Genomic DNA, 21680 nt, shown 5'->3' with positions numbered 1-21680 from the left:
GTCGTCATGGTGTTATTGCAAGAGGTCGGCCAGCAACTCCCTTCAATAAGCCCCAGTTACCCCTTTGCTGCAACGGTCGAAATCGTTAAAACCGTAAAAACACCTTTAATCGTCGTTATTTTCGTTAAAATGAAGGGCTTGAGAAGACGATTGTCCATGCAGTTAGTCTCAAAATCGTTCATTTCACCCTCAATAAGCTAAACTTTAAATTATTAATTATCAATTGTTTACAGTGTTATTATTGATAGATCGACCCATGTCACACACATTCCCTCTCTTATTTCTCGTCGAAAAATTTATCTTTATTTTTGTTGTGATAAAGCGCGCACTTTCACTTTTAATCTTGGTTTATATGGCTTTTAGCCATGCTGAAGAGGCAGATCCATAATGTTGTTTTGTGTCGATTATTAATTTAATAGGAGGGTGATAGTGAGTAATGATAGTGAGGACAGACACTTTATTGATATCGGGGGGTGATAGTGAGGACAGGCACTGTATTGGTGACAGAGAGATATCGGGGACAGACACTTTTAGAAAAATATAGTGAGATATCGGGGACAGGCACTTTATTGATTGTGGGGACAGGCACCTTATGACTAAGGTGCCTGTCCCCGTAAGAAGATACCTGTCCCCGTAAGAAAATAAAAACGGCATGGACTTAACGTGTCTGTCCTCCTAAAGGGAAATGTGCCTGTCCTCGTACGGAGCTACTCTTAAGGAGCTAGGAGAAAAGTGCCTGTCCCCGGAAGAGGAGGCACTTTATTGCGGTGCTGGGTGTGTTGTTAATCGTCTAACAGTAGTTGGCGCAGTTGTTGGTAGTAAGATTCTAGCTGAGTGCGGGTGGTGCTGCGTTTGTCGCAATGATCGAGGATAAAGCGAATGGAATTCAGCACAGTGCGCCACCTTGGCGTTTTGGGAAGGGTTTCTAGCAAGAGGTACTTGTCTAAAGTGCGCGTTTGTAAGCTGCTACGATCAAGGTATACGCGCCATAAGCCGCTTTGTTCGGCAAAGTCGAACTTGGTTTTGCCGGTGGCTTCTTCCCAGTAATCTAACCCTGCAATCATGGCTTCGACAATGAGCTGCCTACGGGTGTTGATTTTACTTTCTTGTTGATGTTCAGCTTTTTCTGCCAGCGCCTCAAACTCACCGCCCATGGCTTTTAATGCGTCCAGTTGGCGAATGTCGCCGCCTAATGCATACCCAGAGAGGGCTTCAATCGCACTTTCAAGGCTTTGTATACGGGTTTGAGAAACGGGGGCATCGTTGTTGATCACGTAGAGGCTGTCGATATCAGATTCTGCAGGAAAACGTAACAACATGCCATCAAGGTGCTCAGGCGTTCCGTCAATAAAAGCGGTAAGTGGCCCTTGATAGCGTTCGCTATGTTGGGCGTGGTCGGGGGCGGTAACGAGTGCGTGGCCGTGCATGCGTTTTACGTCTTCTTTATCGCGCTTAAACAAGCGTGCTGCCGCTTCGTTGACGAACCTAACTTGGCCATCACGACTCATGCCGAGCATGGCTTCGGGCGCAAGAGAAAGCTGTGAGATCAGCCAAGATTGTGTTTCGAGCAGGCTGGCTTGTTGTTGTGCGCTTTGCTCTAGTGCCTGTTCAAGGCGTTGATTTTCTTGGCGTCGCTGCTCAGCTTGACTTGCGGTCAGGTGGGTGGCAATCCGTGCGGCCAGCTCTCGTTTATCAAAGGGTTTACTGAGGTAATCATTCGCACCCACGCTAAAGCCATAGACCCTGTCATCCGGCTGGTTGAGTGCAGTGAGCATAATGATGGGAAGTGCGGCATGATCGAAGTGTGTCCTGAGTTGCTCGCAGACGTCAAAGCCACTCATTCCCGGCATCAGTACATCCAAAAGTACCAGATCTGGCGGTGTGGCGATTACGTTATCTATCGCAGTGCGGCCATCGCTGGCGGTTGAAACACGGTAGCCTTCCATGTGAAGAAAGCTGGTTAGGATTTGTTGATTGGTCGGCTCATCATCGACAACCATAATATGCAGCGCGTCTTCGGCTGGAGCGGGGACGCTGGCTTCAGCTGGCTCGGGGAAGCGTTGATCCGCGTCTAAGGGGTGGATATGCTCGGACATCGAGATATGCTGATCAGTCTCATCCGTCAGTGCGGGCATTTCATGTGCTTTGGCAAGCGTGAAACTGAACGTGGTTCCGACCTGTGGTTGACTACTGACATAGAGTTGACCGCCCATCAGTTCAATCAGTTGTCGGCTAATCGATAGTCCTAGACCCGCACCGTGTTGATAGTGATAGTGGCCGCTTACTGCTTGGGCTAGCGGCTCAAAGACTCGGCTGAGTTGTTCGGCGGGGATCCCTTTGCCGGTATCAACCACTTGAACGCGAATACGGTCATCAATGGTATCGGCACTGATCACTATTTTGCCTGCTTCGGTGAACTTGATCGCATTGCCAAGCAGATTGTACATAACTTGCTCGAGCCGTTGCGGATCGGCGTATACCCATACTGGCGAATCGCTCAGCTGGTTGATGATCTCCAAGGGTTTATCTTTTTTAAGGTGCTTGGCGAGTGAAAGGACCAATTGTGTCATTGCGTTAACATCGACAGGGCATTGTTCGAGACCCAGTTGCCCATAACGCATTTTGTGATAATCGAGAAGATCATCAACCAGTTTTGCTAGCCGTTGACCACTGTCAACGATGATCGACAATTGGTATTGGTGATCGCGACTAATTGGGCCGTTCGCACCATCAATCATTGCTTCTGCAATACCTATCATACCGTGTAGCGGCGTGCGTAGTTCATGTGACGTGGTGGCGAGGAACTCATCTTTTAGCGTGTTGGCCAACTGCAGCTCTTGGTTCTGAGCCTTGATGATGGTGAGGTTGGCTTCTAAGGTTTGATTTTGCTTTTGAATTAACTGGATTTTCTCGCGAATAGCATGACGCATGCGTGCAAAACTCACTGCTAGCCGACCCACTTCATCAGGCCGGCGTGTGTGATGGATTTGGGTGTCGAGATCACCGGCACTGACTTTTTCGGCGGCCCACGTAAGTTGAAGGAGTGGTCGAGTAATAAAGTTAGACACATAATGCGATGCAACGACCACGGCGAGGGTCGCGAGCAGCATGGCGACAATAAATAGCTGCTCTAATTGGTGGACCCGTGCGAACGCAACTTGTGTGGGTACTTCGGCGACGAGTCCCCACTTTAAACCATGGCTATCAATGGGGGTATAAGCGGCGAGCAATGTGTTGCCCGAGGGGCTTTGGTAACGGGTGACACCTGTGTTCCCCGCCAGCGCCTTGTCCATCACTGGCGTGCTGTTGGTGATCGCTTTAGAGGTTGCTGATTGCGCACGTACTTGGCTGTCTTTTCCCACCAATAAGGTTTGAATACCATTGGACTCTCTCGGCGCCATTAATGTGGCAAGAGCCTGGTTGGGTAGCCGAAACAGGGCATAACTATGAAGGTATCCTTGTTGAATAATCGGTGCACCTAGCCAAGCTACGGGTATCCCATCTTGCTCGGGTGAGAAATCTGAAATAACGACATGTGGCGTCGGGTCAAGTTTGCCTTGTATCTTTTGGCTGTGCTGTGTCAAGGCTGAGAAGGTGTGCCCCAATGAGGTATCTCGGAATGGCCCTGTGATTAAATTGGTGCCGTAGTTGGCGTGTTTTTTCACCGAGTAGGTGACGTTGCCTTGTTTATCGACGAGTAAAGCATCATCAAAATCCGCGCGTGCCAGTAACGCCTGATAAGCGCGATGATAACGTTGATGGAGCAGCCGATAACGCTCAGTGGCTGAATAGTTGGGATCGTCTTTGGCGACGGGCGTTTTTATTTTGTTCCCTGACTCGGGAAGATAACGGCGTTGGGCGTATTGACGGGCTTGTTCAATGTCAGGGCGTAAGCGGCGAAATGCATCGATCAAACCATAAAAATGGCCGCCACTGGCATAGGCTAGCTCAGAGGCCACAAAGCCTAGCACTTCGGCTTCTTGGGCATTCAAGTAATCATTGATTTGCTGCTGCTTGCTGTCTCGAACCGATAAAAGGTGCGCGGTACTTTGCTTTTGCAGATCCTGGCTATAAGCATTTAAAAAAAACAATGCCACCAAAGTGAGTGGAAGAAGGCTTAATAACAAGAATGCCAGCATCAAGGTATGATGAAGGCGTTTAAATGGGTAGACAGCGAGAAACTTCTTCATAATAAACAGCATTTTCCCTACAGCACTTTAATAAAGGTTGTGGGTTCACTCGTCCTGTCTGAGTCAATGTTAACGTGAATAATCAGGCTTGAGGAACGCATCCTGTTACGACGTTACTGCGTTTTTTCGCTTTGACAAGGAAGTATCGATAGAAGCGTGTTGATTGACGCACTTTTCTATGTATCGCTGCAAGTGAGGGTAGGGTGACAGGTATTGCGTCGGCGGAATAAATCTAAAAAAAGGCCTCAGCATATGCCGAGGCCTTTGAAGAATGCCGTTAAGCCTAGCGATTAGTGCTGGGGCTTGGTCGCAGGCGCATACGCTGATGCACGAGCGCAGGCACTACCTGCTGCTTTGGCGTCTGCGTTTGGCGCGTTAAACGCGGCGATAGCTACAGGACTGTGATCGACTGTCTCATTCGGTGCCGGCGCTTTCATCATCGGTGATGTTGCGCGGCGATATTGAATAGTGGCGGTCGGTGCATTGATTGCCACCTCGCGCTCAATCACTTTCTCGGTCACTAAATCGACGTTCGGATCATGCTCCGGTGTCGTGGCCGGTGTGGGTGAAACGGCTACTTGCGGTGTGGCTTCCACCTCAGGCGTCTGCACGGGCTGCACAGCAGGCTTCTGTTCAGCCGCGGGTGTGCCTACAGAAGATGCAGGGCGGGTTGAGACCGGGGCCGCGTCAGCCGGTTTGCTTTGCATGATAATGACTTTTCCCATCGCCATTTCAGGACGCGCCACACCACTTACAATACCACTCACACTCGGTTGATGGGTTTGGCGTTTATCTTGGCGACGGCGATCTTGCTTCACCTTGACCGGTTGCTCTGCTGACCACACTTTACCCATTGCCATTTCCGGTGAGGCCATGCCCGTGGTGAGCGGCATTGGGCTTTTCACTATTGGACGGCGACGACGACGCTGGCCACTGGCGCGAAGATGGCGAGGTGAGCGACGGTTACGACGCTTGTCCTGCTGGCCTTCTTTTTTGCCGTTTTCCGGTTGCTGTTTCGCTTGTTGGGCGACTTCGGCACCGACTTGATGCAAGTCTTTGCCTGGCTCGGCGGCAGTCTCGACCGGCGCGTGTGTCTCTGCGATGTCTTTATTAATCCGCACGCTACGGTTTAGCTTACGACGTTGACGGCGCTGTTTAACCTGTTCGGTTTTTTCCGCCTTCTGATCGTTTGGCTTCTGACCTTTATTATCCGCTTTTTCAGCTTGCGGTTTAGCCGCTTTACTGTCGTCTTGTGGTTCGACCGCTGGTGCTTGCTCTGCGGTTTTCTTCGCTTTGTCGCTACGGTTATCGTTGCGAGGCTTCTTGCCTTTACGATTGGTGTCGCGACGTTCTTCTTGGGATTTATTTTGACGACGTTGCTTATTGTTACGACCGCGATCGTTACTGCTGTTATCGCTTTGCTCGTCTTGCACGTCGGGCTTATGGTTGCTAGCCGATGGGTTGCTTCGCGATGAGTTGCCACGCGATTGACTACCACGAGACTGATTGCGACGATTTTGTTGGTCGCGTGATGATTTCTGACCTTGTTCCTGACTTGATGCTTCAGGCTTTTGTGTGGTTTGGCTCGTCGCCTCATCACTGGCAGGCGCGCTAAATAGCTTAGCAATAAACTGACCGACTTTTGCCAATAACCCCGGTGTTGTCGCTTTAACGGATGCCTCGGTCGACGCCGTTTGAGCTGGCGCACTTGGCGCTGGTGTCGCGGGTGCGGCAAAGCCTTGCAGAACAGGCTCTTCACGTTTTTTCGCTGGACGTGCTTGTTGTGGCTCTTCGCGTGCTTCTGCTTCTTTCAACGCGTCGATTTGACCGGGCAATTGATAAGACAGGTCAGCCATCTCTTCACCACCGCGCACACGAACCACATCAAAGTGCGGGGTCTGCATTTCGGCGTTTGGTACCACCACCACTTTGACATTGTGGTACTTCTCAATGTGCTGGACGGAGCGGCGTTTTTCGTTGAGCAGATAAGAGGCCACAGGGACAGGAACAATACCGAGTACTTGTGCGGTGTTTTCCTTCATTGCCTCTTCTTCCATCAAACGAAGGATAGAAAGAGACAGTGACTCGTTATCACGAATGACGCCTGTTCCCTTACAGCGTGGGCAAATATGATGACTGGCTTCCGCCAATGAAGGGCTTAAGCGCTGACGCGACATTTCTAACAAGCCAAAGCGCGAGATGCGGCCGATTTGTACGCGAGCACGATCCATACGTACCGAATCGCGGAGCATGTTTTCGACTTCGCGTTGATGACGTACTGGGGTCATGTCGATAAAGTCGATCACCACCAGGCCGCCCAAGTCACGCAAACGCAATTGGCGGGCAATTTCTTCTGCCGCTTCGACGTTGGTTTGGCGAGCTGTCTCTTCGATGTCGCTGCCTTTGGTGGCTCGGGCAGAGTTAATATCGATAGACGTCAGTGCTTCAGTCGGATCGATAACAATCGAGCCGCCGGATGGCAAGCGTACTTCGCGTTGGAAGGCCGACTCGATCTGGCTCTCGATTTGATAATGGCTAAAGAGTGGAACCTCGCCATCATAAAACTTAATGCGGCTGACAAAGTCAGGACGAACCAGCTTGATGTGTTCTTGCGCCCGTGTGAAGACTTTTTCGCTGTCGATCAAAATCTCGCCAATGTCGCGACGCAAGTAGTCACGGATTGCGCGCGCAATCACGTTACTTTCTTGATGGATAAGGAAAGGTGCAGGGTTTGCCGCTGCCGCTTCTTTCACCGCTTGCCAATGGTTAAGAAGCACTTTTAAATCCCACTCAAGCTCTTCGGCCGATTTGCCGACCCCAGCCGTGCGGACAATCAGCCCCATGCCTTGTGGCAGCTCGAGGCCGGACATGGCTTCTTTCAGCTGGCTGCGTTCTTCGCCTTCGATACGGCGAGAGATACCGCCTGCACGCGGGTTATTTGGCATCAGAACCAGATAACTACCGGCTAGAGAAACAAAGGTGGTCAGTGCCGCACCTTTATTACCGCGTTCCTCTTTGTCTACTTGGACAATAACTTCCTGGCCTTCTTTCACCACATCTTTGATGTTGGGACGGCCTTGATAGCTGTAACCGGAAGGGAAGTATTCGCGAGCGATTTCTTTGAGCGGGAGGAAACCGTGTCTGTCTGCGCCGTAATCAACAAATGCCGCTTCCAAGCTGGGTTCAATACGGGTGATGCGTCCTTTGTAAATGTTAGCTTTTTTCGATTCATGGCCAGGGCTTTCGATATCGAGATCGTATAACCGTTGACCGTCAACCAATGCGACGCGCAACTCTTCTTTCTGAGTTGCGTTAATCAACATTCTTTTCATCTGATTTTTCTCATTTATTTATCGTTGTTATTAGCGGTTGATGACGAGAGCAGTCGCCAATGCTGCCTGACCCCAAGTCTGATATGATGCAGCCTCCCGGCTGGAGAAAATCAGGGGTGCGCTCGGGCAAGTTTTAATCGGCCAGCTGCAACGGTTTTTATGGCTCACCGGATTACACAGTTGGCGTCCGCCGTTTTTTACCGATGGCGGAGAGCTCTGACACTGACTCACTGCCTCGTGTCAACACACTAACGGGTGCTTTGGGTTTACGTCTTACGCCAATTGCCGCGTAACGCCTTAAAAGCATTCGGAATTATGGTGCTATTGCGGGATTAACCGCATGACGGTTACCGACTGCTCGATTCGCAACCGCACCACTCGCGTTTTTATACCCCGAGCGCCACGTGTTTGCCAAGCGCGATATCTCTATCGCAGGCGATAAACCGTGTGTCAGCTAAGCGTTTGCTTTTCTGACTAACGCCGCAACTATAGCAGGGAGACCAGAGTCCAGCAATCGGCTTTATTGGCTTATGTTGCCTTGATAGAAAAACCCAGTGAATATGGCGTTTTTTTGCACGATTGCCCGGCAGGAAGAGAGCGGAACTCAACGGATTTTGCCGCGATTTTGCGGCATAGCTATCACGTGATTTAACGGCTTTAGCACGCTCAACAGGTGCATGTCAGCACACTTAGAGGTAGAATAATAAGTTATGACAGAACAAAAATCTCAAGTGCGATTTATCGACATCGATGATGATATCGCCGGCCAACGTATTGACAATTTTTTGCGAAATCAGCTGAAAAATGTCCCGAAAAGTATGATTTATCGCGTGCTTCGTAAAGGCGAAGTGCGAGTTAACAAAAAACGGATAAAACCGGAATATAAACTCCAACCGGGAGATGTGGTGCGCGTGCCACCTATTCGTCTTCCCGACAAAGATGAAAAAGCCGCACCCAGCACCAAGTTAGACAAAGTGGCGGCGCTTGAACATTGTATTTTGCATGAAGACGATCATCTGTTAGTGCTTAATAAGCCATCGGGGACCGCGGTACACGGAGGCAGTGGATTGCAATTCGGTGCCATTGAGGCCATGCGTGCATTGCGACCTAAGGCGCGTTTTTTAGAGCTGGTTCATCGGATTGACCGTGACACCTCAGGGATTTTATTGATTGCGAAAAAACGCTCGGCACTACGACATTTACAGGCGCAGTTTCGAGAAAAGACGGTGCAAAAAGAGTATTACGCGTTAGTCATGGGCAAATGGCCAGCTAAACAGCGCAAAGTGACCGCACCGCTATTAAAAAATGAGGTGAATAGCATTGTGCGTGTTAACCCTAAGGGGAAACCGTCTGAAACGCGTTTTAAAGTGATTGAAAGCTTTGCTGACGCTACCTTGGTGCAGGCTAGTCCTGTGACGGGACGAACGCATCAAATACGGGTACACGCGCAGTATGTCGGGCATCCTTTAGCATGGGATGATCGCTATGGTGATCCGCGCTTTGATGCATACACCCGGTCAGTCGGGCTGGATCGCTTGTTCCTTCATGCTGCCAATATCCGTTTTGTGCATCCGGGGAATGAAGACACCATGATGCTCAGCGCGCCGATGGAGCCCAAGCTTGAGCGTGCCCTTGAAGGGCTACGGGCGAAAAACGCATAATTTTTTCCGTATTTCCAGATCGTCAATACGCAGTATTTTGTCGCTGCGTCTTGCAACAGTAAGTGTTGAGAACACGAGGTAAAAATGCACATTGAACCACCGACCACTGTTGATTGTGATGCGGCGTCAAATATGGCAATAAGAAAGCCGCATCCTGCCATTGCCTCTTATTCGTTACTGATTTTTGATTGGGACGGTACGGTGATGGATTCCATTGGACGGATTGTGTCTAGCCTTGATAGGGCAGCACGTTTAACCGGCCAGTTGCCGGTGTTACCGCCTGAACGCTTGCAAGCCATGATCGGTTTAAGTTTGGAAAAGGGCTATCAATTGCTCTATCCCGACGCTGATCCGGCTTGGTATCCGAGCTGGATTGCGCATTATCGTCAGCAATTTGTCCACGACAATCCGACACCGTGCCAGCTTTTTTCTGGCGTCAAAGACACATTAGTGGCATTAAAAGCACAAGGCTTTCAATTAGCGGTTGCGACCGGAAAATCACGAGCAGGCTTAGATCGAGCTATGGCAGAGACAGGCACGCAGGATTTATTTGTTGCGACGCGTTGCGCGGATGAAACGGCATCTAAACCTGACCCACAAATGCTAGACGAAGTGTTAGCGCAAACGGGTATCGCGCGCGAGAAAGCGATTATGATCGGTGATACGGGCCATGACATGCAGTTAGCCGTCAATGCGGATATGGCACGGTTGGCTGTTACCTGGGGCGTTGAAGATCACGCTAGCCTAACGACCTTTGGTCCCGTTGCTGTATTGTACAGCCTCACCGCATTGATAGATCACGCGCCGGTTAGATAACCCTGATCCCTTCTTTCTCTAACATCTCGCGTAGCCGAATCAGTGGCAGCCCCACTAATGTATTGGGATCGCGGCCATGCATGGCGTTAAAGAGGGCAATCCCTAAGCCTTCGCATTTAAAGCTGCCCGCGCAATCTAGCGGTTGCTCGATATCGATGTAGCGGACAATCTCCTGTTCGGTGAGCTCACGGAAATCGACATGAAAAGGTTCAACGTCCGATTGATGCTCACCGGTTTCACTATTAATCACCGCCAGCCCCGTGTAAAAGGTCACTTTCTTGCCGCTGGCGCGCTTTAACTGCTCAATGGCGACGTCTCGCTCATGCGGCTTGCCTAAGACTTCCTCGTCAATTACACACACTTGGTCAGAGCCTATAATGATGGCGTTATCGAACAGCGGCATCCCGGCCATCGCTTTTTCGAGTGCGAGCCGTTCCACTAAGTCAGTGGCGCGTTCGTTCTCGAGTCGACTTTCGTCAATGGCAGGTGAAAAAGTCGAAAAGGGGAGGGCGAACTTTTTTAAGAGGGCCTGGCGGTAGGGGGAGCTTGATGCCAGCACAATTTTTGGCGGTTGTGTGGTATGCATGACCGTTCCTTTTTTAAGCGCGCCAGTGTGTCTAAACGACTCGCGCGTGATCGATTTTTGTTAATTGTTCGCACTCAGTCTAACCTGAAAAGATAACTTGCGCGATGTCGGCAAACCGGCCGAGTGGCTATCGAGCCTAAACAGCGACGCGTAGGTAACATTTTCTTTGACTCCAGCGCATTTGGAGGCTAATATTCGCGCCCTATGCAGAAGGTAAAGCTACCGCTGACGGTTGATCCGTTCCGTTGCGCCCAAAAGCAACTCGACTACGATGGTATTGTAGACAAGTCGCGATTGTTGCGCCTCGGTGAGGCAACCCAAAGCATCGATAGTGATGCAGAGGTCATGCTTTCATTCGACATTGATGCCCAAGGCTTGAAAATTGTAACGGGTCGAGCAGCCGTTTCAGTGAGTCTTGAGTGCCAACGTTGTTGGGGGCCGTTCTCGTATCGCTATGAAACTGAATTCGTTTATAGCCCGGTTTTCAATGAAGACCAGGTGGGCAATTTACCGGATGCTTATGAGCCGGCATTAGTCGACGAAAACGGTGAGATTGATCTGATTCAATTGGTCGAAGACGAGTTGATTGTGGCCTTGCCACAAGTCGCCATGCACGAAGATACAGACTGCAAAGTCAGTACGGACAACATGGTGTTCGGGGAAATCCCACTTGCTGATGAGCGTCCAAATCCGTTTGCCGCACTAAAAAACTTAAAGCAAAGTAACGAGGAGTAGGGTCAATGGCCGTACAAAAGAACCGTAAAACCCGTTCTAAGCGTGGTATGCGTCGTTCACACGATGCACTGGGTACTCAAGCTGTATCTGTAGACAAAACCAGCGGTGAAACTCACCTGCGTCACAATGTGACTGCAGACGGTTTCTACCGTGGCCGCAAGGTTATCAACAAGTAAGGTTGACCCTTGACTAGGCTAACCATTGCACTCGATGCGATGGGCGGGGATTTTGGTCCCCAAGTCACAGTGCCTGCCTCCGTGCAGGCATTGTCGCGTTTTGCGGACCTAAAAGTGATGCTAGTGGGCGATGAATCTCGCATCCAAGCGTCGCTTCGTCAACTTAATGCCCAGCATCATCCCCGACTATCCATCGTCCATGCCCCGGACGTAATCCCTAATGATATGCGCCCGTCTACCGCATTGCGACGTAGCGCCGATACCTCCATGCGTGTCGCGCTTGAATGCGTCGCCAGTGGTGAGGCGGATGCGTGTGTCAGTGCCGGCAATACCGGTGCTTTGATGGCGTTGTCCAAATACCTTTTGAAATTATTACCCGGTATCGACCGACCGGCGCTAGTCACTGCGCTGCCCGGTGCCAATCATCAACGTAAATGGTTGCTTGATTTAGGGGCGAATGTGGCCTGTGACGCGGATACGCTCTTCCAGTTTGCGGTGATGGGGGCGGTGTTAGCCGAAGCAGAGCTTAGCCGTACGCCAAGGGTTGGCTTATTAAATATCGGTGAAGAGGCGATCAAAGGGAATGACTGGGTGCGTCGTTGTGCTGACTTGCTTTTGCATAGCCCATCGGTGCATTACACGGGTTATGTCGAAGGCGACCAGATTTACACCGGTGAAACGGATGTGATTGTCTGTGATGGTTTTGTTGGCAATGTCGCATTAAAAACCAGCGAAGGCGTCGCCCGTTTGATCACTGATAAGGTGAAAGCGCACCTTAATCCTCATCCTATCAAGCGCTGGATCGCGAAATGGCTATTTTCTGAGCTTTTAAATCAACTCCAACAGCTGAAACCCGACCAGTACAACGGCGCAAGTTTGCTAGGATTGCGCAGCATCGTTGTAAAAAGCCACGGACGCGCAGATATCGCCGCTTACGAAAACGCTATTTTTGAAGCGGTGCACGAGGTCGAACGGCAAATCCCAACTAAGATAAGTGACCGTTTAGAGGCAGTTCTTCTCGAGAGGCATTAGTAGTCTTCATGTATAGTAAGATTTTGGGCACAGGCAGCTATTTGCCTGAACAGGTTCGCACCAATGCTGACCTTGAACAAATGGTAGACACCAGTGACGAGTGGATTGTGACCCGTACGGGGATCAAAGAACGTCGCATTGCTGCACCGACAGACACCGTTGCCTCAATGGCTTATCAAGCCGGCGTACAGGCGATTGAAATGGCCGCCATCGACAAACATGATATCGATCTCATTATTGTTGCCACGACCAGTGGTGAACGTGCGTTTCCAGCCGCGGCCTGTGATGTGCAAGCGATGTTGGGGATACAAGGTTGTCCAGCGTTTGATATTGCCGCTGCATGCTCTGGTTTTGTGTATGCGTTGAGTGTGGCCGATCAGTACGTTAAAAATGGGCTGGCAAAACATGCTCTTGTGATTGGTGCCGATCGCCTCTCGCACACCTGCGATCCCGCGGATCGGTCTACCGTTATTTTGTTTGGCGATGGTGCGGGAGCCGTCGTGCTTTCGGCCGATGAGCAAGATGGTATTTTGTCCACCCATTTAAAAGCGGATGGAAAATTTGGTGAGCTTTTGAAACTGAAGTATCCCGAGCGGGGCCAATCCCATGTATCGGATGAAGCCTGGCTCTATATGGCCGGCAATGAAGTGTTCAAAGTGGCGGTAACGCAGCTGGCGAATATTGTCACGGAAACCCTTCAGGCGAACCAAATCGAAAAATCAGACATTGATTGGTTAGTTCCTCATCAGGCGAACTACCGAATTATTAAAGCGACCGCGAAAAAACTCGCGATGTCGATGGATCAAGTGGTGTTGACCCTAGACCGTCATGGCAACACATCAGCGGCTTCTGTACCGACTGCGTTTGATGAAGCGGTGCGTGATGGACGCATTCAACGTGGTCAAACGGTATTGCTTGAAGCATTTGGTGGCGGTTTTGCATGGGGTTCTGCACTGGTCAGGTTCTAAACTAATAGGAAACGAATATGACTCAAACAGCGATCGTATTTCCGGGCCAAGGCTCGCAAGCCGTGGGTATGCTCGGTGAGTTAGCTGAACAATATGGTGTGGTTCAGCAGACGTTTGCAGAGGCCTCTGAGGTGCTTGGCTATGATCTGTGGGCGTTGGTTCAACAAGGTCCTGAGGCAGATTTGAATGAAACCCACCGCACTCAGCCTGCTTTGTTGGCGGCATCAGTGTCGATTTGGCGGGTCTGGCAATCGCAAGGTGGTGCAACGCCTTCGGTACTCGCGGGTCATAGCTTGGGTGAGTACTCAGCTTTGGTCTGTGCAGGGGTATTGGACTTTAAAGCAGCCATCAAGCTTGTCGAGTTACGTGGCCAATTGATGCAAGAAGCGGTCCCTGCAGGCGTCGGTGCGATGTCAGCGATTATTGGTCTCGACAATGACGCTATCGCAACGGCGTGCGAACAAGCCGCTCAAGATCAGGTTGTTTCGCCGGTTAACTTCAACTCGCCCGGTCAAGTCGTGATTGCTGGGAATAAAGACGCGGTTGAACGCGCCAATATACTGTGCAAAGAAGCGGGCGCTAAGCGGGCGCTACCATTGCCGGTATCCGTGCCGTCACACTGTGCATTGATGAAACCTGCTGCTGAAAAATTAGCGCAAGCACTTGAATCTGTCACGTTTAATGTGCCTGTCATTCCTGTGATCAATAATGCCGACGTAGCGACACCAACGGACCCAGCCGCCATTAAAGAAGCACTGGTGCGCCAGTTGCATAGTCCAGTCCGCTGGACGGAAACCGTTGAGCGTATGGCGACTGAAGACGTTGAGCAGCTTCTCGAGTTTGGGCCAGGTAAAGTCCTAACGGGATTGACCAAACGCATCAACAAATCATTGAGCAGTGCGGCTGTTAACGATAGCGCCAGCTTGGCGGCAGCAACAGCCTAAGTGTGACTGTGCGGTAATAGTATTCTGTGACTGCCGGCCGATGTCGGCAGAATCAATTAAAAGGGTAACCGAATGAAACTAGATGGAAAAGTAGCACTAGTGACAGGTGCGAGCCGAGGTATTGGCCGAGCAACGGCAGAGCTTTTGGCTGAGCGCGGTGCAACAGTGATCGGGACGGCAACCAGTGAAAACGGTGCCGCAGCGATCAGCGACTACCTCGGTGAAAACGGTAAAGGGTTGGCCCTGAATGTCACATCATCGGATTCAGTGGCGGACGTTTTAGCCACGATCAAAAAAGAATTTGGTGATGTTGATATTCTGGTTAACAACGCGGGTATCACTCGTGATAACCTATTGATGCGTATGAAAGACGACGAGTGGCAAGATATCATCGATACCAACTTGACGTCGATTTTCCGTTTATCAAAGGCAGTCTTGCGTGCGATGATGAAAAAACGCTGCGGCCGAATCATCAATATCGGCTCTGTCGTCGGTGTGATGGGGAATGCGGGACAAGCCAACTATGCTGCGGCAAAAGCAGGTGTCATTGGTTTTACTAAATCCATGGCACGTGAAGTGGCTGCGCGTGGCATTACCGTTAACACCGTTGCGCCTGGGTTTATCGAAACCGATATGACGAAGGCCCTCAGTGACGATCAGCGCGCAGCAACCTTGGCACAAGTGCCAGCGGGACGTTTAGGCGATCCTAAAGAGATTGCTGCGACGGTCGCTTTTTTAGCATCAGACGATGCCGCATACATGACAGGCGAAACCTTGCACGTTAACGGCGGCATGTACATGATTTGATCGAGACCGTTGCAATCTGGAATGACACACGTCAAACTCCGATTGATTTGTCCCCAAATCGTGGTTTGACCAGCCGTGGAGGTCTTGCAACTTCCACATTAATGAATAAACTACAGCACATATCGCATCTGCGAATCTTGTAAGGACTAGTATTAATATGAGCAACATCGAAGAACGCGTAAAGAAAATCATCATTGAGCAACTAGGTGTCGACGAAGCAGAAGTGAAAAACGAAGCTTCATTTGTAGACGACTTGGGCGCGGACTCTCTGGATACCGTTGAGCTGGTAATGGCTCTTGAAGAGGAATTCGATACAGAGATTCCAGATGAAGAAGCAGAAAAGATCACGACTGTACAAGCCGCTATCGACTACGTAGTCGGCGCTTCAGCGTAATCTCAGAATCCTACCAGGCGGTCTCCTTGACCGCCTGTGTTTTTTTTACTCTACTCTACAATCCAAATTAATATTCTCCGGAGAATATCATCGTGTCTAAGCGTCGTGTTGTTGTGACTGGCATGGGTATGTTATCACCCGTCGGTAACTCAGTTGAGTCCTCATGGAAAGCTCTGCTAGCCGGGCAAAGCGGTATCTCCGCCATCGAGCATTTTGATGCCAGCGCCTTTGCTACTCAATTTGCCGGCATGGTTAAAGACTTCAACTGTGAAGACTACATGTCGAAAAAAGATGCACGAAAAATGGACTTGTTCATTCAATACGGCATCGCGGCCAGTGTGCAAGCCATTCAAGACTCCGGACTGCAAGTTGACGACCACAATGCGCACCGTATTGGTGTTGCGATCGGCTCGGGCATTGGTGGCCTTGGTTTAATTGAACAGAACCACCGTGCATTTGTGGAGAAGGGTCCACGTAAAATTAGCCCTTTCTTTGTGCCATCAACCATCGTCAATATGATTGCCGGTCACGTGTCGATTAACTATGGCATGCGCGGTCCAAATATCTCGATTTCAACCGCGTGTACCACCGGCCTACACAATATTGGCCATGCGGCGCGTATGATTGCGTTTGGTGATGCCGATGCCATGGTGGCAGGCGGCGCCGAAAAAGCCTCGACAGAGCTGGGTATCGGTGGTTTTGCTGCAGCGAAAGCACTGTCGACCCGCAACGATGATCCTCAAGCGGCCTCGCGTCCTTGGGATAAAGATCGTGATGGTTTTGTCCTCGGCGACGGTGCCGGTGTGATGGTGCTTGAAGAATATGAACACGCTAAAGCTCGCGGGGCGACGATTTATTGTGAGCTCGTCGGCTTTGGTATGAGTGGTGATGCGTATCATATGACATCACCCAGTGAAGACGGCTCTGGTGCTGCACTTGCGATGGAAGCTGCCATTCGTGATGCAGGCATCACGCCTGAGCAAATTGGTTACATCAATGCCCATGGCACCTCAACCCCGGCGGGTGATGTCGCCGAGAGTAAGGCCGTGCGCCGTGCGATGGGGGCAGCCGCGGATAGCGTTTTGGTGTCTTCGACCAAATCAATGACAGGACACCTTCTTGGCGCGGCAGGCTCGGTGGAGTCGATCATTACCGCGATGTCATTGATTGACCAAATTGTACCGCCGACGATTAACCTTGATAATGCTGATGAAGGGTGCGATCTCGATTATGTGCCACATCATGCGCGCGATGTAAAAATGGATTATGCGCTGTGTAACTCATTCGGCTTTGGTGGCACCAACGGCTCTTTGATCTTCAAAAAAATCTAATGACACGCGCAGTGAGCGCTGCGTGATGAGAGATTTTGATTGAGAGATTTTGATATAATAACGGTCCGATTTGTCGGGCCGTTTTTATTGGTGAGGTGGCAAGGAATCATGCATTGGGTTAATGGACAGCTTAGCACCGAGATAGCGGTGTCCGATCGGGGCTTACAATTTGGCGATGGTTGTTTTACCACAGGTCATGTGTATTCCAAGGTGTTGCTCGATCGCGATGCACATCTTCTTCGCCTCCAGGATACCTGTCAGCGTTTAGCCATTGCAGACGTTGACTGGCCCCTATTAGCGCACACCCTTGATTTGGCCTGTCAACAGGCTCAAGGTGAGCAGGTTCTGAAAGTGATCATCACCCGTGGTCAAGGTGGGCGTGGCTATAGCCCCCAAGGGTGCACGGCACCGACGGTTATCGTTAGTCTGCATCCTTTTCCCTCCCATTACCACCAGTGGCAGCAACAAGGGATCTCGCTGGCAACCACGTCCATTCAATTGGGCGCCTCACCGTTGGCGGGGTTAAAGCACTTAAATCGGCTCGAACAAGTGTTACTCAAACAGACACTCTCTGACACCACAGCCGATGACCTGGTGGTAAGCGATATGTTTGGCCATGTAGTGGAAACCTCAGCTGCAAATATTTTTTGGCGTAGTGGCCCAGTGGTTTATACGCCGGCGTTACAGTATGCCGGTGTGGCTGGATTGATGCGCGATAAAGTGATGGCTGTGCTAGAGGGCGTCGGGGATGTTCAATGCCATACGGTGAGCACCGATGAGACGGCGCTTTACCAGGCCGATGAAGTCTTTATCTGCAACACCTTAATGAAAGTGGTGCCGGTCACGGCAATCAACGACACACCATTTAACACACATACCCTGACTCGGGTGTTACAACAGAGGTTAAACGCGTGCTAAAAAAGCGACTTTTAGGGGGGATCAGCGCGATAATGGCGTTGGTTGTGCTGGCCGCCGCAGTGGTAATATGGCAGACGAAAGCATTCGTTGCGACGCCCTTATCAATTCAATCTCCTCAATTATTCACTGTGCCGGCTGGTGCGCACTATCAACGCGTTATAAGGCAATTTGAAGCCAAAGGTTGGGTGGCATCAAGTCTCTGGGCCAAGTTTGCTCCTCATCTGTATCCTGAGTTAACCCGCGTTCAAGCGGGGACATTTCAATTTCAACCTGGGCAAACGCTCGCGCAAGCGTTCACCACCCTCCGATCGGGACAGCAGTATCAGGCATCAATCACTTTTGTCGAAGGGAGCACGTTCGCACAGTGGCGTGCGCAGCTGCAATCAGCACCGCACTTAGATCATACACTAGAGGGTGTCAGTGAAGCGGTCATTGCCGATAAGCTCGGGGTATCACGTGATCAGTTAGAAGGACTGTTACTGCCTGAAACCTATGCGTACGACGTGAATGATACGGATATTGACCTGTTACAGCGTGCCGTGCGCGCCATGGAGGCCACACTCGAGAAAGCATGGCAACACCGTGCCGACGACTTGCCTATTAAAACGCCCTATGAGTTATTGATCTTAGCCTCTATCATCGAAAAAGAGACAGCCGTTGTCAGTGAGCGTGAAAACGTGGCCTCTGTATTTGTTAATCGGTTGCGCAAAGGCATGCGCTTGCAAACGGACCCCACGGTCATTTATGGCATGGGAGAGCAATATGATGGCAATATCCGTAAGCGCGATTTGCGTACGCCGACACCCTATAATACCTATGTGATTAATGGGTTGCCGCCCACGCCCATTGCGATGCCAGGTAAAGCGTCGATCATGGCTGCCGCGCAACCGGCACATACGGACTATTACTACTTTGTCGCGACAGGCAAAGGGGGCCATCAATTTTCCACGACATTGGCCGAACACAATCGAGCCGTGCGTGATTACCTAAAAGTGTTGAGAAATCAATGAACAATCATTTTATCGTCGTAGAAGGCCTTGAAGGGGCGGGTAAGAGTACCGCCATTAGTCAAGTAAAGCAGGTACTCCACGATGCCGGCATTCATGATGTGGTCACTACGCGTGAGCCAGGTGGGACGCCACTTGCGGAGCAGTTACGAACCTTGGTAAAACAAGGGCATCCTGAGGAGCCTTTAACAGATAAAGCCGAGTTATTAATGTTATACGCGGCTCGTGTTCAACTGGTTGAAAACGTGATCAAACCAGCGTTAGCAAAAGGGCAGTGGGTGATTGGTGATCGTCATGATATGTCTTCTCAAGCGTATCAAGGCGGTGGACGCGGGATGGATACTGCACTAATGGAAAGCTTAAAAGCGACTGTCCTCGGTGACTTTGCTCCCGCCTTGACGCTATATATGGATATTGATCCTGAAATGGGGTTGGCGCGTGCCCGTGGACGCGGTGAGCTCGATCGGATTGAGCAAATGCAGATCGACTTTTTTGAGCGCACTCGCGCGCGTTATTTGGCGTTAGCGCACCAGGATCCGAGTGTGGTGATTATCGATGCCAGTCAACCGCTTGAGGTGGTGACCGCCAGCATTAAAACGGCGTTATCGACGTGGCTTAAGCAACTTAAAACGTTATGAGTGAGTCAGTCGTCGCGCACCATCCCGCCCCGCACGTGTTTCCTTGGTTTAATACGGTATGGACGCACTGGCAGCAACTGTTAGTGACCGCACGCTTTCCGCATGCCGTATTACTGGCTGCCCCTCCGGGAAGCGGTCGGCGCGCAATGGCCAGTCATTTGGCCAAGGTGCGTTTGTGCAAGCAGCAGGCCGACCAAGCATGTGGGTGTTGTCATAGTTGCCAGTTATTTGATGCCGGTAATCACCCTGATATGCACTGGTTGATGCCTGAAAAACCTGGTAAGCAGATAGGTATTGATGCGGTGCGTAAGGTGCAACGTCAAGCGATGGAAACGTCACAGCTAGGCGGTGCCCGTTTTATCGTGATTGAGCGCGTTGAAAACCTCGGTGAGGCCGCGGCTAACGCACTATTAAAATCATTAGAGGAGCCGCCAGAAGGATGTTACTTCGTGTTGCTAACCGCGTCACTTGATAGCTTGTTAGCGACGATTATCAGTCGATGCAGCGTCTGGAAAGCGCCACAGCCGGATAACGAAACCGCGAAGCATTGGATTGAGCAAGCGTTGAAGCGCACGGTTCCTGATCATGCGGTCACGCTTTACCGCGGTGCGCCATTGGCAGCACGTGATTTTGTTGAATCTGGAGGACTCGAACATCATCATGCGGTGATCAATGGCTTCGCGACCTACGTAAAAAGCCGTACTGGCTTATTTGACACGTCAGAGGTGTTGGTCGCACACTATCCCGCCTCACTGGACTGGCTGAGCCACTTTCTACTTGATGTGCTCAAATGGCGACAAGGCGCAAAACACGCTATTTTGCATCGCCATCATCACGCCTTGGTGGCTGAGGTGGCGAATGTGATGGCGACTCAGCACGTCCATACGCAATTGCGACAATTACATCAACTGCAGCGTCAGCTGCAAACGCATACTGGGCTAAATACCGAATTGGTACTTAGCCAATGGCTATTATCGATTGGAGAATAACGTGTTAATAGACTCTCACTGCCATCTCGACAAACTGGACTATGATTCGCTGCACCAGAATGTGGAAGATGTTCTGGATAAAGCACAGGCAAGGGGTGTCGATTATTTTCTCTCTGTTGGCGTTACATTGGATAGTTTCCCGGCGATGCTAGACATGATCCGCCCTTATCCTCATGTTTTTGCCTCGTGTGGTGTTCACCCCTTAGATATAGAAAATGGGTTTGACTATCAGCAACTGAAAGCCCTGGCCGCGGATGAGCGCGTGGTCGCGATCGGGGAAACTGGGTTGGATTATCACTACCAACCGGAACTGGCCGAGCAGCAACAAGCGATTTTCCGTCAGCATGTCCGTCTCGCCGTCGAGCTAAATAAGCCCCTGATTATTCATACCCGTGCCGCGCGAGAGGATACCTTGACGATTTTGCGCGAGGAAGGCGCTGAGCGTGTAGGCGGTGTGCTACACTGCTTTACAGAGAGCTATGAAATGGCAGAAGCGGCGATTGAGCTAGGCTTCTACATTTCGATTTCTGGCATCGTTACTTTTAATAAAGCGACGGAGCTAAAGGATGTGGTGCGGCGTTTGCCGCTTGAACGATTGCTGGTCGAAACGGATTCGCCTTATTTGGCTCCGGTGCCGCATCGTGGCAAGCAAAACCAACCGGCTTACGTGAAAGAGGTCGCCGAATACGTGGCGATGTTAAAAGGTGAGTCTGTTGAAACGGTGTGTGATATCACTAGCCGGAACTTTTTTGCGCTTTTTTCGAGTGCGAATCCGCAATAATCCACGTCGCCCGATTGTTCAATCGGGCTTTTTTCCTACCTGAATGTACCCATGAATGATAACGACAAAAAGCGCGGCTTTTTATCGCTATAAAGCGCGTCGTTTTGATGATGATCTGGCTATACTGTCGTCAATAATCGGTTGTTTTTTCCTCAGGTTGTTGCTTTACACTGAATGCGGCTCGAAATTTGATCTGGCGCAATTTAATCATAACTACATGGAAAATAGAGAAAAAATGGCCATTGTAACGTTTATCGTGTGCATGAGATTTTTCGTTACATGAAATAACTTTTGAGGTTTTTAAGTCGCTGTTTTTTTATGCGGTCTTTTTATCCGTCGTCAGTGTAAAAAGTTATTTTTAATCATTATCTTACG

General features: G+C 50.5%; 18 protein-coding genes. 15 read left to right on the top strand and 3 right to left on the bottom strand.

All coding sequences use genetic code 11. From position 1 onward, the window contains the following. Window positions 1-782: 782 nt before the first annotated feature. On the bottom strand, window positions 783-4190 hold the full coding sequence (locus tag BZG80_RS09750) for a response regulator (RefSeq protein ID WP_077679250.1): 3408 nt from the start codon (window positions 4188-4190) through the stop codon (window positions 783-785). A gap of 290 nt (window positions 4191-4480) precedes the next feature. Beyond that, window positions 4481-7513, bottom strand: a complete 3033-nt coding sequence (gene rne, locus BZG80_RS09745) for a ribonuclease E (RefSeq protein WP_077679249.1) — start codon at window positions 7511-7513, stop codon at window positions 4481-4483. A gap of 719 nt (window positions 7514-8232) precedes the next feature. Here rne and rluC point away from each other — a divergent pair. Then, window positions 8233-9183: a 23S rRNA pseudouridine(955/2504/2580) synthase RluC gene (gene rluC / locus BZG80_RS09740; RefSeq protein WP_077679233.1), complete on the top strand. Its 951-nt coding sequence runs from the start codon at window positions 8233-8235 to the stop codon at window positions 9181-9183. Between the two features lie 84 nt (window positions 9184-9267). After that, on the top strand, window positions 9268-9999 hold the full coding sequence (locus BZG80_RS09735; protein ID WP_241833893.1) for an HAD-IA family hydrolase: 732 nt from the start codon (window positions 9268-9270) through the stop codon (window positions 9997-9999). Here the strand turns inward: BZG80_RS09735 and BZG80_RS09730 are convergent. Then, on the bottom strand, window positions 9992-10585 hold the full coding sequence (locus tag BZG80_RS09730; RefSeq protein WP_077677032.1) for a Maf family protein: 594 nt from the start codon (window positions 10583-10585) through the stop codon (window positions 9992-9994). The genes BZG80_RS09735 and BZG80_RS09730 overlap by 8 nt on opposite strands. 204 nt (window positions 10586-10789) lie before the next feature. On the opposite strand from BZG80_RS09730, the gene yceD reads away from it, so the two are divergent. The 13 genes from yceD to BZG80_RS09665 all read left to right on the top strand — a co-directional run bounded on the left by yceD (window position 10790) and on the right by BZG80_RS09665 (window position 21305). After that, window positions 10790-11320, top strand: coding sequence for a 23S rRNA accumulation protein YceD (gene yceD, locus BZG80_RS09725; protein WP_021023156.1), 531 nt, complete (start codon window positions 10790-10792; stop codon window positions 11318-11320). 5 nt (window positions 11321-11325) lie between these two features. Continuing rightward, window positions 11326-11496, top strand: coding sequence for a 50S ribosomal protein L32 (rpmF, locus tag BZG80_RS09720; RefSeq protein ID WP_021023155.1), 171 nt, complete (start codon window positions 11326-11328; stop codon window positions 11494-11496). Between the two features lie 9 nt (window positions 11497-11505). Then, on the top strand, window positions 11506-12528 hold the full coding sequence (gene plsX, locus BZG80_RS09715; RefSeq protein ID WP_077679232.1) for a phosphate acyltransferase PlsX: 1023 nt from the start codon (window positions 11506-11508) through the stop codon (window positions 12526-12528). A gap of 8 nt (window positions 12529-12536) precedes the next feature. After that, a complete protein-coding gene (locus BZG80_RS09710) occupies window positions 12537-13496 on the top strand; it encodes a beta-ketoacyl-ACP synthase III (RefSeq protein WP_077576651.1) in 960 nt (319 codons plus the stop codon). Window positions 13497-13513: 17 nt separating this feature from the next. Next, window positions 13514-14440, top strand: coding sequence for an ACP S-malonyltransferase (gene fabD, locus BZG80_RS09705; RefSeq protein ID WP_077679231.1), 927 nt, complete (start codon window positions 13514-13516; stop codon window positions 14438-14440). A 72-nt stretch (window positions 14441-14512) separates the two neighbouring features. Continuing rightward, complete coding sequence (gene fabG / locus BZG80_RS09700; protein ID WP_021023151.1) at window positions 14513-15247, top strand: 3-oxoacyl-ACP reductase FabG; 735 nt, start codon at window positions 14513-14515, stop codon at window positions 15245-15247. 157 nt (window positions 15248-15404) lie between these two features. Further along, window positions 15405-15641, top strand: coding sequence for an acyl carrier protein (gene acpP, locus BZG80_RS09695; protein WP_025673161.1), 237 nt, complete (start codon window positions 15405-15407; stop codon window positions 15639-15641). A gap of 92 nt (window positions 15642-15733) precedes the next feature. Beyond that, complete coding sequence (fabF, locus tag BZG80_RS09690) at window positions 15734-16972, top strand: beta-ketoacyl-ACP synthase II (protein WP_077461217.1); 1239 nt, start codon at window positions 15734-15736, stop codon at window positions 16970-16972. A 108-nt stretch (window positions 16973-17080) separates the two neighbouring features. Further along, on the top strand, window positions 17081-17890 hold the full coding sequence (gene pabC / locus BZG80_RS09685; protein ID WP_077679230.1) for an aminodeoxychorismate lyase: 810 nt from the start codon (window positions 17081-17083) through the stop codon (window positions 17888-17890). Beyond that, on the top strand, window positions 17884-18900 hold the full coding sequence (gene mltG, locus BZG80_RS09680) for an endolytic transglycosylase MltG (RefSeq protein WP_241833892.1): 1017 nt from the start codon (window positions 17884-17886) through the stop codon (window positions 18898-18900). The genes pabC and mltG overlap by 7 nt, the downstream gene beginning before the upstream one ends. Beyond that, a complete protein-coding gene (gene tmk / locus BZG80_RS09675; RefSeq protein ID WP_077679228.1) occupies window positions 18897-19535 on the top strand; it encodes a dTMP kinase in 639 nt (212 codons plus the stop codon). Before mltG ends, tmk begins: the two co-directional genes overlap by 4 nt. Further along, window positions 19532-20524: a DNA polymerase III subunit delta' gene (holB, locus tag BZG80_RS09670; protein ID WP_077461220.1), complete on the top strand. Its 993-nt coding sequence runs from the start codon at window positions 19532-19534 to the stop codon at window positions 20522-20524. Before tmk ends, holB begins: the two co-directional genes overlap by 4 nt. Window position 20525: 1 nt before the next feature. Continuing rightward, window positions 20526-21305, top strand: coding sequence for a TatD family hydrolase (locus BZG80_RS09665; RefSeq protein ID WP_021023145.1), 780 nt, complete (start codon window positions 20526-20528; stop codon window positions 21303-21305). Window positions 21306-21680 lie beyond the last annotated feature (375 nt).

Origin of the sequence: Salinivibrio sp. MA440 (assembly GCF_001996265.1) — a bacterium.
GTDB classification, from domain to species: Bacteria; Pseudomonadota; Gammaproteobacteria; order Enterobacterales; family Vibrionaceae; genus Salinivibrio; species Salinivibrio costicola.
Note: the sequence above shows the minus strand (reverse complement) of the source record. Positions and strands in the feature narration are given on the sequence as shown.